General features: G+C 36.2%; 13 protein-coding genes. 8 read left to right on the plus strand and 5 right to left on the minus strand.

Annotated elements, in window-relative coordinates:
- The first annotated feature begins 115 nt into the window (after positions 1 to 115).
- The 7 genes from aroD to HNR27_RS03275 all read left to right on the plus strand — a co-directional run bounded on the left by aroD (position 116) and on the right by HNR27_RS03275 (position 5,520).
- Positions 116 to 880 carry a type I 3-dehydroquinate dehydratase gene (gene aroD / locus HNR27_RS03245; protein WP_429338731.1) on the plus strand — a complete coding sequence of 255 codons (765 nt, stop codon included), beginning with the start codon at positions 116 to 118 and terminating at the stop codon, positions 878 to 880.
- Between the two features lie 366 nt (positions 881 to 1,246).
- Positions 1,247 to 1,825, plus strand: a complete 579-nt coding sequence (locus HNR27_RS03250; protein WP_429338732.1) for an RNA polymerase sigma factor — start codon at positions 1,247 to 1,249, stop codon at positions 1,823 to 1,825.
- A complete protein-coding gene (locus HNR27_RS03255; RefSeq protein ID WP_429338733.1) occupies positions 1,785 to 2,111 on the plus strand; it encodes a hypothetical protein in 327 nt (108 codons plus the stop codon). The genes HNR27_RS03250 and HNR27_RS03255 overlap by 41 nt, the downstream gene beginning before the upstream one ends.
- Positions 2,101 to 4,362: a hypothetical protein gene (locus HNR27_RS03260; protein WP_429338734.1), complete on the plus strand. Its 2,262-nt coding sequence runs from the start codon at positions 2,101 to 2,103 to the stop codon at positions 4,360 to 4,362. Before HNR27_RS03255 ends, HNR27_RS03260 begins: the two co-directional genes overlap by 11 nt.
- Positions 4,363 to 4,395: 33 nt before the next feature.
- Positions 4,396 to 4,668, plus strand: a complete 273-nt coding sequence (locus HNR27_RS03265; RefSeq protein ID WP_429338735.1) for a hypothetical protein — start codon at positions 4,396 to 4,398, stop codon at positions 4,666 to 4,668.
- Positions 4,669 to 4,806: 138 nt separating this feature from the next.
- Complete coding sequence (locus tag HNR27_RS03270) at positions 4,807 to 5,106, plus strand: rhodanese-like domain-containing protein (RefSeq protein ID WP_212922154.1); 300 nt, start codon at positions 4,807 to 4,809, stop codon at positions 5,104 to 5,106.
- A 33-nt stretch (positions 5,107 to 5,139) separates the two neighbouring features.
- Positions 5,140 to 5,520, plus strand: coding sequence for a rhodanese-like domain-containing protein (locus tag HNR27_RS03275; RefSeq protein ID WP_429338736.1), 381 nt, complete (start codon positions 5,140 to 5,142; stop codon positions 5,518 to 5,520).
- Positions 5,521 to 5,903: 383 nt separating this feature from the next.
- Here the strand turns inward: HNR27_RS03275 and nhaC are convergent, their stop codons facing one another.
- Positions 5,904 to 7,292, minus strand: a complete 1,389-nt coding sequence (nhaC, locus tag HNR27_RS03280) for a Na+/H+ antiporter NhaC (protein ID WP_429338737.1) — start codon at positions 7,290 to 7,292, stop codon at positions 5,904 to 5,906.
- Positions 7,293 to 8,237: 945 nt separating this feature from the next.
- On the opposite strand from nhaC, the gene HNR27_RS03285 reads away from it, so the two are divergent.
- Entirely contained in the window at positions 8,238 to 9,293 is a 1,056-nt protein-coding gene (locus HNR27_RS03285) for a M42 family metallopeptidase (protein ID WP_429338738.1), read from the plus strand.
- Between the two features lie 31 nt (positions 9,294 to 9,324).
- Here HNR27_RS03285 and pgmB read toward each other — a convergent pair whose 3' ends face one another.
- The 4 genes from pgmB to HNR27_RS03305 are packed head-to-tail and all read right to left on the minus strand — an operon-like array spanning position 9,325 to position 14,408.
- Positions 9,325 to 9,993 carry a beta-phosphoglucomutase gene (pgmB, locus tag HNR27_RS03290; protein ID WP_429338739.1) on the minus strand — a complete coding sequence of 223 codons (669 nt, stop codon included), beginning with the start codon at positions 9,991 to 9,993 and terminating at the stop codon, positions 9,325 to 9,327.
- On the minus strand, positions 9,986 to 12,298 hold the full coding sequence (locus HNR27_RS03295) for a glycoside hydrolase family 65 protein (RefSeq protein ID WP_429338740.1): 2,313 nt from the start codon (positions 12,296 to 12,298) through the stop codon (positions 9,986 to 9,988). The genes pgmB and HNR27_RS03295 overlap by 8 nt, the downstream gene beginning before the upstream one ends.
- Positions 12,299 to 12,345: 47 nt before the next feature.
- On the minus strand, positions 12,346 to 13,179 hold the full coding sequence (locus HNR27_RS03300) for a carbohydrate ABC transporter permease (RefSeq protein ID WP_429338741.1): 834 nt from the start codon (positions 13,177 to 13,179) through the stop codon (positions 12,346 to 12,348).
- Positions 13,180 to 13,190: 11 nt separating this feature from the next.
- Positions 13,191 to 14,408 (minus strand): carbohydrate ABC transporter permease, encoded by a 1,218-nt coding sequence (locus tag HNR27_RS03305; RefSeq protein WP_429338838.1) that lies wholly within the window; start codon positions 14,406 to 14,408, stop codon positions 13,191 to 13,193.
- Positions 14,409 to 14,438 lie beyond the last annotated feature (30 nt).

Below are 14,438 nucleotides of genomic sequence, written 5' to 3' on the forward strand. Positions count from 1 at the left end.
GTGACTTCCCTTTAAGTGAAATATCTTCAAAATGGGGATTGGGGGATGTCTAGTTTTACTAATTGAATAGGTGGTATGATACTATTAGTTTAATATATGAAGGAGTAAAAGTTGGATGAATGTTCTTAAAGTAAGGGATATTGTAATAGGTGAAGGCGTACCGAAAATTATTGTCCCGCTAGTAGGGGCAACAGAGCAGGCGTTATGTAAAGAAATAGAAAGTTTACTAAAAATGCAGCCAGATATGTTTGAATGGCGTGCAGATTTGTATGATGCGGCTGATGATCCCACTTCCATTGAACGGACGCTTGGGGTTATTCGAGAAAATGTTGTAAATACCCCTTTACTATTTACCTTTCGGACGGAAAATGAAGATGGGAAGAAGTATATTTCCCTTGAACATTACAGGGAGGTTCTGAAGAAAGTTATTTCTTCAGGATTAGTGGATCTGGTAGATATTGAGCTTTTTCTTGAAGAAGGTTTAATAAAGGAGTTAATTTTATTAGCAAAGAAAAATGGCGTTTTCGTTGTACTTTCCAACCACGATTTTCAGCGTACACCACATAAGGAGGAGCTACTTACACGATTCTCTAAAATGCAGGAGCTTGGTGCAGATATCCCTAAATTAGCTGTGATGCCAAATAGTGCCCATGATGTAATTACATTACTAGATACAACACAAGAGATAAAAGAGAACATTGCTAATCGACCATTTATTACAATAGCAATGGGGGATAAAGGCGTAGTTAGTAGGTTAACTGGCGAATTGTTTGGTTCTTCAGCAACGTTTGCTTCCGGTGTGAACAAATCAGCACCAGGACAAATTGAAATTTCAGAGTTAAGACATATTTTGGAGCTTCTTCATCAATACGGGAAATAAGATTTAAAACCGATATTTTTACATCGAACAGCTACAAGAGATAAATTCACAGCAATAGGGTGTGTAGATTTGGATATGGGCTCCGCTTAAATTTGGCAAAAGCGGATGAGGAAAAATCATTTTAGTGAAAATAAGGAGTCGATATTTCCTAGCACCTTTCCTAAATGGAAGGGTGCTTTATTATGTAATTAAATCGATATGTTGGAGAAAGCTATTTAGCCAAAAGTTTGATAACAATTAGCGTAACGACTGGATTTGAAATCTTCTAATAAAACTCATGTTATTTTCCCGATAAATTATTTTTACTTTATCGCAACTTATTTCGTAAAGAGTGCATCTAAGTATATAGAAAGGGGGGGAGCCTGCTTGGATCTTGTTGATAGACTAAGAGATAAAGAGGAAAGTGCATTAATTGAATTAATGAACCAATATGGTGATTACTTGATTCGTACCGCCTATCTTCTGCTAAAGGATCATCAATCCGCAGAAGAAGCAGTACAGGATACATTTGTTACTGCATTTGAGAAAATAATGCAGCTGGATAATCCGACAAAATTAAAAAGCTGGCTCACCTCTATTGTGATCAATTGCTGTCGCAATCGAATGAGAAGGTGGAGCTGGAAGCATATTCTTTTACCATTTGAAAATGAACTGTCAAAGGAAGTAGTGTTTACTTCTACCCCAGAGGAAGAACTATTAAAGATAGTCTGGAATGAAAATCTTAGTGATGCCATTCATCAATTAGACTATAAGTACCGAGAAGTCATTACACTTTACTATTTTAGTGAAATGAAAATAAGAGAAATAGCAGTTTATACGAATGAAAAAGAAACCACGGTTAAAACACGATTAAAACGAGCACGAGTAAAGTTAAAAGAGATTTTACTGAAGGGAGAGGAATTTCTTGAAGCAAGTGAACGAGCATCTCAAAAATCAACTAGATAAGGAATTAGAAATAATTCAATTTTCTGGACAAAAGGAAGTGCTAAACAGGGTCTATCCTAAAACTTGGAAGCAGAAATTCCTTAAGCTCTGGAATAAGGAATTAACTATTCCAATCGTCCCGGTTAGTGCCGTATTTGTATTGCTTATTATGGTGATCGGTTATGTTGAAATAAAACCAACAGAACATAGTAACTCAGATAATGAGAAAAGAGAATTAATCAATGTAGCAGGCAATTATTATTGGAAGGATGCTTTTGAAAAGGAGTTGAAAAAGCATGAGGATTAAAATGAAGGTGAAGCACCTCGTTTTTATGATAATTGGAATGCTAACACTCATTTCTTTTCTATCCTTTTTTGTTTTCCCATATATTGAAATCTATGTTGCAGAGAAAAATATCACTGCTGGTAAGGTGGAAGAGAAGCAGGAAATTTTGGACCTACTAAGAACGACTCAAATGGAAACAAAAAAATATGATTTAATCCAGGAATATATGATTGGTGATGGATTATTAACTAATTTCGATATTTATATTGGTCCGTCCTTAACGCATTGGGCAAATGAAGACCAGAATTATATTGAATTTAGTTGGGAGGAGAAGGAACCTTTTATAAGAGAATATGTGATGCAAGCACCTCCTAATGGATTTTTAGTTACAGCTGCAAAAATGCTAGCTTCTCATTATGAGATGGAAGGAGACTTGGAAAAGGCAAAACATACGTTGTTTGATGCCTCGAAGCGCTTCTCCCCCTTAGAAGAATATCATCGAAACGAGTTGCTAGTGGAACGGATTCGATTAACTAAGAATCATGACCAATTCACGGAAGCGAATCAATATATTGAAGAATTACTACAGGAGCTTGGCACAGAAAACTATGACACGTTAGCTCAAGTGACACAGCTAAGAACTGAAATTATTCTCGCGCAAGGTATGCTTAACGAAGCTTATGAAGAAGTGACAAAGGCAATTAAGGAATATGAGAAAGAGTTTAATGAAGAGCAGAAGAAATGGCAGGACAGTTCTGACGAGGATGAATCGATTGAGGAAGACAAAGTGGAAAATCGTGTTGTCTATCAACAATTAACATCATTAGAAAGATCTTTAAGCATGGCGATGGAAAAAGGTACAGTAGATGTAGTAAGTGTATCTGGGAAGGTAGTTCGAAGTGATGGGACACCGATGAGAGGTGTTGGTGTATTTTTACGAGATGAAAGCAGTGTTAACCAGAGTGTAGGGCCTGATGAATATTACGTACTAACAGACGATGAAGGAAGATTTGTAATTAACGGTGTCCTCCCGAATCGCTATCAAATCTTTCTAGGCTTTTACTATGACCAAATCGATGGATGGACTTGGCCTATTCAAATGGATGATTGGATTGATATCGATGGGAGTAAGGATATCACCTATAATGTGACCCTACAAGAATTAATGAAAATCAAGTCACCAGTAAACCAGAAGGTAATCAGGGATGATGAAGTAACCTTTTCATGGGAGGATGTAGAAGGTGCAGCATATTACAACTTAAGTCTAGCTTATGAAATTGAATACGGTTCTGTAAGTACTAGCTTTAAAACAAATTTGAAAGAAAATGAAATTGTTGTACCGATTGAAGAAATTTATAATCAAACAGGTGCTGTCGCTTTTGGTGATGAAGATGATTATGATGCAAAATCCTTCCTAGCATTTACCAACCCAGATAATCGTTTTTACTGGAGTGTGGAGGCTTTTGACCAACATGATCGACTCATTACCAAAAGTAATGGTCATCGTTTGGATGATAAAACAATTGGTAATCTCCCATTCTTTTACTTGAAAGAACGGGATTTAACTAGGGCGGATAAGCTCTTGATCAATAAAAAACCAGAAAAAGCGTTAGAGCAATATAAATTAAATTATGAAAATAATCCAGATGATATTCATAGCTTGCGAATGATCGTTAGGTTAATAGGTATGAACGGGGACGGTACTACTATAGCTCGTGACAAATTGGCCAAACCATATATGGAGGAACTAGCATTAAAAACGAATTCAGCACAGCAGTTATTCGATATTGTACAGCATTATTACGATATACAGAATTGGACCGAATTTAATACATGGTTCAAAATCTATTCGGATAAAGTAGACAAATTAGACGGTTATGACCAATCGATATATGCTAGTGCCTTAATGAAGCAAGGAAAGTATGATGAAGCAAGTATAGAATTTGACAAAGCGATGAAAATCGATAAAAGCAATCGGTTTGTTGGTCATTGGATTGCGAACGAGATATATAGAAATAGAGATTTAGAAAAGGCGAAAGAGATTGCCAGGATGTACCCTGAACGTCCCTATGGAGAAATCGTCCTGAATTGGGAATATCTAGTGAACCAGATGGTAAAAGAAGGTGGAGGAGAAAAGGAATATATCCAAGAACTATGTCATGTATTAGATCTATACTTTTCTGGTCAAGAAGACAAACTAGAAAAATGGCATAGCACAACGAAACTGGCTGCTATGAAGCAATTTATAGACGGTGTACAGAATATAAATTAGAATACCAAGTACCTACATGTAGCCCAGTATAAAATGAGATCATTTCAGAAGGAATTACTAGATATAAATGAAATGATTCAGATGGATTTGAACGTATCCGAATTACTAAGATTCGTTGACCATTTCTATTATGGTTTTATCGTAGACTGGGTGGTTCAAGGAAGAATTAACGATTCACTTGATCAGTATATGAACCAGTCAAAGGTAGTGAAAATCGTAAATCAACTAAAGGAAGAGTTTGACAACCTCCAGGAAAAGCTGTCATCCTTACAATATGATAGACAAACATTACTTGAAAGCATATAAATCATTGAAAAGCTTTATCGTACCATGGCAAAGGAAACGCTTTAGTTTCTTTTGACTTGGTGCTTTTTATTTCATTTGTTTTTTTCCCTACTTAAATCCTTTATAATAGAAATAGTATTTGAAATGGGGGTATTAAATGTGAAAGAAATTACACCAGATGAATTAGCAATTAAAATGAGAAATGGTGAAAAATTACATATAATCGATGTTCGTGAGGATGAAGAAGTTGCTACAGGGAAGATCCCTGGCGCACGCCATATCCGACTTGGCGATTTAGAAGATCGTTTGGATGAACTTGATAAAAATGAGCATTATTATATGGTATGTCGTTCAGGTGGAAGAAGTTCTATGGCCTGTGAAATTCTATTGGAAAAAGGGTTTAGTGTAACCAATATGGTAGGTGGCATGCTTTCATGGGATGATGAACTTGAATTCTAAATAAGGATAAAAAAAGGATTGGAGAAAAGAGAGATGGAATTAAATTACTGGCTTCTAGCTATTGTTATTGTCATTCTAATTGTTACTCGCTTCATTCCAGTAAAAGGAATTACGAATATCACTCCAACGGAAGCAAAAGAGAAATTCAAGCAAAAAAATGTGCAATTTATTGACGTTCGGACACCTGGTGAATATACCCGTAACCATCAACTTCCGTTTCGTAATATTCCACTTTATGAACTGACACAACGAGTTAATGAGCTCAATAAGACGAAAGATGTTGTTGTTATTTGTCAAAGTGGTATTAGAAGCTCAAAGGCTGCAAGAGTATTAAAAAAGCATGGGTTTAACCAAATTTTTAACGTCAAGGGCGGAATGAGCGCTTGGAAGAGAATGAAGATGCAAAATAATTAATTAGGCTTTATACTACAACGGTTTCTAGCTATGTAAAAAATCTCTTGAATACAAAGAAACATTTTCATAAGGAATTATTTCGTTTCTGAGCATGTTCTAAAACTTTAAAAAACATGTTATAGAAGCGAAATCCTTTTATTGGAGAGATAGCAATTTGTATTTATCTCAAGTTATATTTAACCCTTATAATAGAAATAGATTTGTCCGATGAAACGGATAAGTGGTTGTAGCTTCAACAGAAGCTCTCCCTTCAAATGAAAAGTCCCTAGGAACAGATACAAATTGTCATTTGCATCTGTTTTTTAGGGATGTTTCTTATTGTAGGGGAAGTGAGTTATTGTATCTCTGCTATCATTTTTCTTAAAGGACCCGTTTTGGATCTCCTACTTTTTGGGCTCGATAAAAGATAAAGTCTTACCAGTGAAGCCAAGAAGTATTGTCAGGATTGGAGATAGTAAACAGAAAAAGGCAAAGGGCAAGTAGTGCAGTGTATTCACACCAAGGACATTAGCTAAAAACACCCCGCAAACACTCCAAGGTATGAGTGGATTCACTACAGTTCCTGCGTCTTCTACTACTCTACCAAGATTTTTATTTGCTAGACCAAGTCGGGCAAACGATTGTTGAAATGTTTCTCCAGTTAAAATAATAGACAGATATTGCTCCCCGATAAAAATATTCACCCCAATGGCCGTAAATGCTGCTGTCATGATAACTGTTCCAATCTTATTTAATGCTTTCTCAATTGATCGCAATAAAACCGGGATAATTCCCAGGGCGAATGTAAGTCCCCCCATACTTAGAGCTAATATCACCAAAGAAATAGTAGACATCATACTATTTAATCCGCCTCTAGTGAGTAAGCTGTCAATGGCTTCGTTTCCGGTTGAAGATACATAGCCATTAAAAATAATTTGGAACAATTCTTTCCCAGTTGTATGAAAGTGAAAAAAGGAAAGGATTATCGCAAAAATAGAGTTAAATGCTAGCGTGATAAATGCAGAAACCTTCTTTAATGCAAATATTGCGAGTAGGACAATTGGAAGCAAACTGTACCAATGGACTAAATTAGTTGCATTCAATCCCTCCTGAAAGCTTTCCATTTTACTTAAATCAACATTTGCGTCATTTGGAGATAGTAACACGTATACGATAAAACTAATTATAAATGCAGGCACCGTAGTCCACGCCATATTGCGTATATGCTCAAATAAATCTACTTTCATGATAGTTGATGCAAGGTTAGTTGTATCGGACAATGGTGACATTTTATCCCCAAAAAAGGCACCCGATACAATGGCACCAGCAGTAATAGCCATTGAAGCGTCAAATGCTGACGCTATCCCAATAAAGGCTACGCCAATGGTAGCAGAAGTCGTTAAGGAGCTGCCAATTGCTATCCCGACGATAGCAGTTACTAAAAAGACAATAGCATAGAAAAAATGAGCTGTTGCTAGTTGAAAACCTGTGTATACTAAGGTCGGAATCGTCCCGCTAACAATCCATGTAGCAATTAATAAACCAATTAAAAAAAAGAGAAAAATAGCCCCTAGGCCAGATTGCGCCCCTTTTATCATGCTCTCCTCTAAAAGCCTAAAAGGAATCTTTTTTATAAGTCCAAAAATAATTAACAGGAAAATAGCGATTAATATAGGGATATGTGGAGCTGCAGAAAATTTTATAATACTAATGCTAGTAGTCCCGATAATAAAAAATGTAAGAAAAATCGCTTCCCTAATGGTTGGAGTGTATACACTCTTCACTTGATTCATGTTGATAACCTCCTATGTTTATAAAGATAAGCGTAACGTGCATTGCTCATTTTTGGAAAAGTGTAGCTAGTGAAAGATAACTAAAATAATTTAACTATAAGTCTCTTCTATGATGTGAGAAATAAAAAAGAGAGCTTCCTGCCCCAAATAGGGACGAAGAAGCTCTCCGCGGTACCACCCTTGTTAATGATGTCACTCATTCACTCTTTATTTCCAAAACTGCACACGGTGTATTTCATCCTACTTATCGCCTGGATTTTCAGCAACCATCCAGTCTCTTTTTGCTGCTAATAAGTGAATTACTAGGTTCGTGATTTGGATACAATAATATATTCTTTTACTAAAACGCTTCATAGCTGTAAAGCATTACATATTTGTGTATGATAGAAATTATTAACTAATATAACACGATTTTTAAATTAATCAAGAGGAAATCCTAAAAGTCTACTAATAAATAAATATCATAGAATTCCTTTATAAAATAAAAACAATCGTTTAAAATGCTGTCACTAAGCCACATTCAAGGTGTTGTAACCCGAGCATAATGAACGTCTCGTCATGGTTTTGATCTAATAATAATGCTATCTAATAAATTTTTCTTATTACATCAATATTATATATTTCCTGTCAAAGATGATTTCCTCCTACACAAATTCTATCTTAATAAATACTAAAAAATTGGGGTATTCAAAGTTAGCTTCATCTCCATTAAAAAACCTTTCATGAGCTAGTAAGTTCTAATCAATTCCTGAAAAATTTTTCTCAACATATCCTCTTTCTAATAAATTACCTTCTTGTTACACTGTTTAAGTAAAGGCGATAATGAGAGATGAGATACTCATTTGCCCTATATTTTTTCTACAAAAGCTGGTAATAAACGCTGTTCATCTACACGAAATAACGATACTATAGAATTAATTGATATAAAGAGAGGAGAGTTTCAACATGTCTACATACCCAAATGTCAATGAAACGAAAGAATTAATAAAGCAGTTAGTTTCTATTCCAAGTCCAACGGGATATACGGCAAATGTAATCCAATTTGCTGAAAACTTCTTAAAAAATTTAAATGTAGAAACAAAGCGTAGCCGAAAAGGTGGATTACTAGCGGTGTTACCTGGTAACAATCAAGATGAGCATCGTATGCTAACAGCTCATGTGGATACACTAGGTGCGATGGTAAAGGAAGTAAAAAGTAGTGGTCGTCTGAAGCTAGATCTTATTGGTGGATTCCGCTACAACTCGATTGAAGGTGAATATTGTGAAATTCATACCTCAAGCGGAAAAACATATACAGGTACGATCTTAATGCATCAAACTTCTGTTCATGTATATAAGGACGCAGGAAAAGCAGAACGAAATCAAGAAAATATGGAAGTCCGTATTGATGCGGAAGTTAGTAGCCCTGAGGAAGTTCGAGAGCTTGGAATTGAGGTAGGAGATTTCGTATCCTTTGATCCACGTGTTGAAATTACAGAAAATGGTTTTATTAAATCTAGACATTTAGATGATAAGGCAAGTGTCGCGATCCTACTTCAGCTCATAAAACGATTAAAGGAAGAGAATGTAACCTTACCTTATACAACACATTTTCTAATTTCCAATAATGAAGAAATTGGCTACGGTGGAAACTCCAATATTACACCAGAAACAGTGGAATACTTGGCAATAGATATGGGTGCAATGGGTGATGGGCAGTCTACAGATGAATATACGGTATCTATTTGTGTGAAGGATGCTACTGGACCATATCATTATGGCTTACGTAAGCGACTAGTAGAGCTAGCGGAGAAAAATTCAATTGAATACAAGCTAGATATTTATCCGTATTATGGCTCAGACGCATCTGCTGCCATTAAATCTGGTCATGATATTGTTCATGGTTTAATTGGACCGGGAATTGACTCTTCTCATGCGTTTGAACGGACACATGAAAAATCTCTGATTAATACAGAAAAGTTAATTTACCATTATGTATTATCGGATATGATAGATTACTAATTAAAGATGGCGCACAATCAGTGCGCCATCTTTAATTATACTCCTTCTCCCACCATTTAACTAAAATCTCGTTCAATGATAATTCTTTTGTGGTAGGGACAACGTAATCCGCCTGTTTTAAATAGGTAACATCTCCGACTCCTACCGCGAACATTCCTGCTCGTTTAATCGCTTCGATGCCGCTTTGTGCATCCTCAATTGCAATACATTCCTGTGTTTCCACTTGTAGAAGTGCTGCTGCCTGAAGGAATAAATCTGGTGCAGGCTTTCCTTTCACTATACTCGGGTCGGCTAGTACATCAAATAATTGAGTAATTCCTAACGCTTGTAAAATTAACGGAGCATTTCTGCTTGCGGATGCTAATCCTAGCTTATATCCGGAATGTTTTATATCGAGTAGAAGGGTGTGCACGTTAGGAAGCATCTCTAGTGATTGGGTTTCTAATAGTAAGGATCTATAGTATTCATTCTTTTCCTCTGCTACTATTCTTTTTTCTTTCTCCGTGAAGTGATTTTGTTTCCCACCATGCTCTAAGATAAGTTCAAGAGACTCCATCCTCCCGATACCTTTTAACCGTTCATTAAACTTTGAATCAATTGTAATATTTAATTTTTCGGCACATCGTTTCCATGCTTGATAATGCAATTCAGCAGTATCGGTGATGACCCCGTCTAAATCAAAAATAAAGGCTTTAATCATACGTTAATACCTCATTTGAAGCAGATGGTAGGCAAATCGGTTTATCCTTTGTGACGGTGTAATTTTTATTCCAGATAGAAATAGTAACAGGCTCACCAGTTAGAAGCTCAATCGTAAAATGATCTTGATTATGATGGACAAACAGTGAACGTCCCTGGTATCGCAGAGGAAACTTGTAGCCTTTCCATGCTTTTGGTAGCTGAGGTCTGAAGCAGATGCCATTCTTCTTTAATCGAAGTCCTGCGAACCCGGCGACTATTGCTAACCATGTCCCTCCCAGATTAGCCATATGCAATCCGTCCTTGGTGTTTCCTTGGATATTGTCTAAATCTAATCGAGCTGTTTCAATGAAATAATTATATGCCTTTTCTACATAGCCTACTCTAGCTCCCATCATGCTAAAGACACATGAGGATAACGAGGAATCATGTGTGGTGATTTTCTCATAGTAATCATATGAGTTCTTGATCACCGCTTCAGATGCTTCATCTTCCACTAAAAAATGGGCAAGTACAGTGTCGGCTTGCTTGCATACCTGATACCGATAAATGGTTAACGGGTGGTAGTGTAGTAACAGCGGATAATGTTCCGCTGGTGTACCTTCAAAATCCCAAATTTCCTTTTGTAAAAACGTGTCATCCTGAGGATTTATCTGCCTATTTTCATCATAAGGTAGGTACATTCTTTCTGCAGCTTGTTTAAAGCTTTCTAGTTCACCCTCTGTAAATAAAAGCTTTTCCTTTAACCTTTTCCAAAATATTGGCTCTTCGATTTGTAATTTCAAGATAATGTTATATGCCCATTGTAGATTATATTTCGCCATTACATTAGTGTAATAATTATTGTTTACGATCGCAGTATATTCATCTGGTCCTGTAACAGTATCAATACGGAATTCATCCTCTTTAAAATGTCCAACCTCAATCCACAGTCTTGCAGTTTCGAGTAATACCTCTGCACCAGCTTCCTTTAAAAATTCCATGTCATTTGTGGCTAAAAAATAATAAACATAGCTATAAGCGATATCAGCACTAATATGGTATTGTGCAGTGCCAGCAGGAAAATAGGAGGAGCACTCTTTTCCTGTTATTGTTCTCCAAGGATACAAGGCTCCCTTCTTATGGCCCATCTCCTTTGCCCTTTCTCTAGCAGAATTGAGAATCGTATACCGATAAAGTAATAGTTTTCTCGCTAGTGCTGGATTTGTCAAAGTAAACATAGGGAGTAGATAAATTTCTGTATCCCAAAAATAATGTCCTTCATAGCCTTCACCAGAAAGGCCTTTTGCTGCAATACTTGTTTTCCCATCCTGTCCAGCTGATTGTAGTAGGTGGTACAAATTAAAACGAATAGCTTCTTGAATTTGCTCATCACCTTGAATGATGACATCGGTATCGTTCCAAAATGAATTCATGTAACTCTTTTGCTGAATAGCAATCTCATGATAATTTAGGGAAGCTGATTCTTTTTTAATAGCAACTAATTCTTTTCTTAAATCCTCATATCTTGTCGATTCAGCTATAAATGTTCGTTTATCTAAGAAAGTTTCCGCTGATAATTGAAAATCAACGGTAGATACAATAGCTGATTTCTTCATTTCATAATGATATTTTGCATATGGATTGGATAGCTTCATTGTTGATAAAGCAGCTGACCGGAGGCCTGAACGACATGTCTCCAATTCTATGAAACTATAGTCCTCACACTGTAATAGCTGGTTAATCTTGATATGCTTTTTATCATCACTTGCAACTCGAGGGTCATTTCTATTCGCATAATTTTTCACGTCCCCATTCATTGTCGACACAATCTGAACGGGAATAGGATTACTTATCGGTGTTAATGTAACAAATTGATAAAAGAGCTCCTGTATATGAAAGGAAACAAGTCGGGTGAAATTTATGATTAATTCATGTCCTTGACGGGATCGCCAATGTAGTATTCGCTCTGTCAATCCTTTATCCATATGAAGAATTCGGTTATAGGATAGAACTTCACCAGTATATAGAGAGACCTTTTCCTTTTCCTGATCGCTCCCAACCCATATTTCAATTCCTTGTGTATCCATAATGTTTACTAGTTTTTGTTGTGTTTCGGGAAAACCAAATAGTTTCTCCCCATATGGGATGTTGACGATATCATGATAGCCATTGATATAAGTTCCACGGATTGTTTCTACATGTTCTGGCAAACCTTCTTCTAAATTACCACGTATTCCGATATAGCCATTCCCATTAAAAAACAAGCTTTCTTCAATTAATAGTTTTTCAAAATCTATGTTTTTTGATTGTATTTTCCATGACAAGTAGTATCACTCCAGACGAACAAATTATGTTGAATGCGCTAATTTTTTTATTCCTTAACTCCACCAGAGGTAAGTCCTGAAACAATCTGTCTTTGGAAAAACAAGACGATTATTAATGTTGGAATCGTAACAATAGTTGTAGCAGCTGCAACCTCTCCCCACAGGATTGAAAATTGATCACGTAAAAAGGATATAGCAACTGGAACAGTGTGAAAATTTGATTCGGTATTTAATGTTATGGTTAACAGAAATTCATTCCAGGCAGCGATAAAGGTAATAATAGCGGTTGTAAAGACCCCAGGAGCTGCCAACGGAAACACAATCTTTGTTAGTGTTTGTACTCTTGATGCCCCATCTATTTTTGCAGATTCTTCAAGTGCTAGTGGGATTTGATTAAAATGTGTAACTAAAATCCATACCGCCATTGGTAACGTAATTGTGGAGTACGGAAGAATAACAAAATAGCTATTTAGCCAATCCAAATCATAGAATAAATTATAAATAGGACCAGTTATAATCATCTGTGGAAACATGGAAACTGCTAAAACCAAGCCTAATAAAATGCTTTTTCCTCTAAAATGAAAGCGTGAAATTGCATAGGCACATAGAGATGCGACAATAATAACGTATATAGTTGTTGAAGTAGCAACGATAAAACTATTTAAAATTGCTCGTAATATCCCTTTTTCAAAGAGAATGGTTACATAGTTTTTCAGGGTGGGGTTCTCGGGAAATACATTAAAAGCTCCGGTACCGAAAATTTCACCGCTAGTTTTAAAGGATGTAATAAATATCCAAATAAAAGGAAAAACCATAATAAATAAGTAACCGATGACAACAATGCCAAAAGCAAATAATAATTTACGTTTATTATTCTTCATGTGCTCCCCCCTTAATTACGATCTAGTAGATTCTTACCGAGTAGTCGGACAAATATAATAGCGATAATAGCAACGCAAACAAACATTATCATGACCACAACAGATCCATATCCAAAATTAGTCTGTCCAAACATGGTTTTATAGGCATAAATGGATAGGGTCTCAGTAGCTCCCCCTGGTCCTCCACCAGTGAGGACAAAAATTAAATCAAATACACGAAACGCATCAAGTGTTCGAAAGAGTAAAGCTACCAGAATAGAAGACTTCAGTAGCGGTAGGGTTACTGTAAAAAAGCTTTTGAATTTGGATGACCCATCGATGGATGCTGCTTCATATAAAGTAGAAGGAATATTTTGTAAGCCTGCTAATAAGAGAAGTGCCATGTATGGCGTTGTTTTCCATACATCTGCTAATATCGTCGACACCATAGCTCCACCTTGACTTAATAGAAGATTTTGCGATTGACTAATAAGGCCGAGGTTCTCAAAAAAATGTGCGACGATTCCACTAGTTCCATCATATAAATAACACCACATTAACGCTGCAACTGCTGTAGGGATTGCCCATGGAATAAGGGAGGTCGTTCTTACTAGTCCTTGCCCAACTATAGCTTTATTTAGGATGAGTGCTAGCCCTAGCCCGAGTATCAATTCAATTGCTACCGATACTAAAGTAAATAGAAAAGTATTTCCTAATGCGATGTGAATTCGCTTATCACCTAGAGCTTCCTTATAAGCTTTTAATCCGATAAAGTTGGATGGTATCATGCTTTTTTCAATATCCTCGACAAGTAAGGGAAGACTATCCGTATGTGTTAAGGAATAATTCTTCGTTAAATGTTCTATTAAAGCTTTCGTATTTTCATACAGCTGATTAATTTCTAATCGTTCTTCCTTAGAAATTTCAATAATACCCTTATTGTCTGTATAGGACGATGCAACTCTATTGAGATTTTGTAGTACAGTTTCTACTTTTTCCTTGTCTTTTGAATCGGTGATATTAGTTAAGTCCTCGGATAAAAATAGGTCGATATAAAGGACAGTTTCTTGAAATAAATCGGTGTTAAATCTCTCTTGCAAATAAAGTCCAGCCTTTTGTTGATCATTTAGCTTATAATCGAACAAAGTATACGTAATTGATTGAACGACTGGCCACAAGGAAAAGATACCGATAAGAATTAACGTTGGTAATAGGTACAACCAACCACTAAAGCCTAGCTTTTGCCTCATTGTTTTCACCTCGCAACGCTTCATATGACT

This window comes from Ornithinibacillus bavariensis, assembly GCF_050433565.1.
Taxonomy (GTDB): domain Bacteria; phylum Bacillota; class Bacilli; order Bacillales; family Amphibacillaceae; genus Ornithinibacillus; species Ornithinibacillus bavariensis.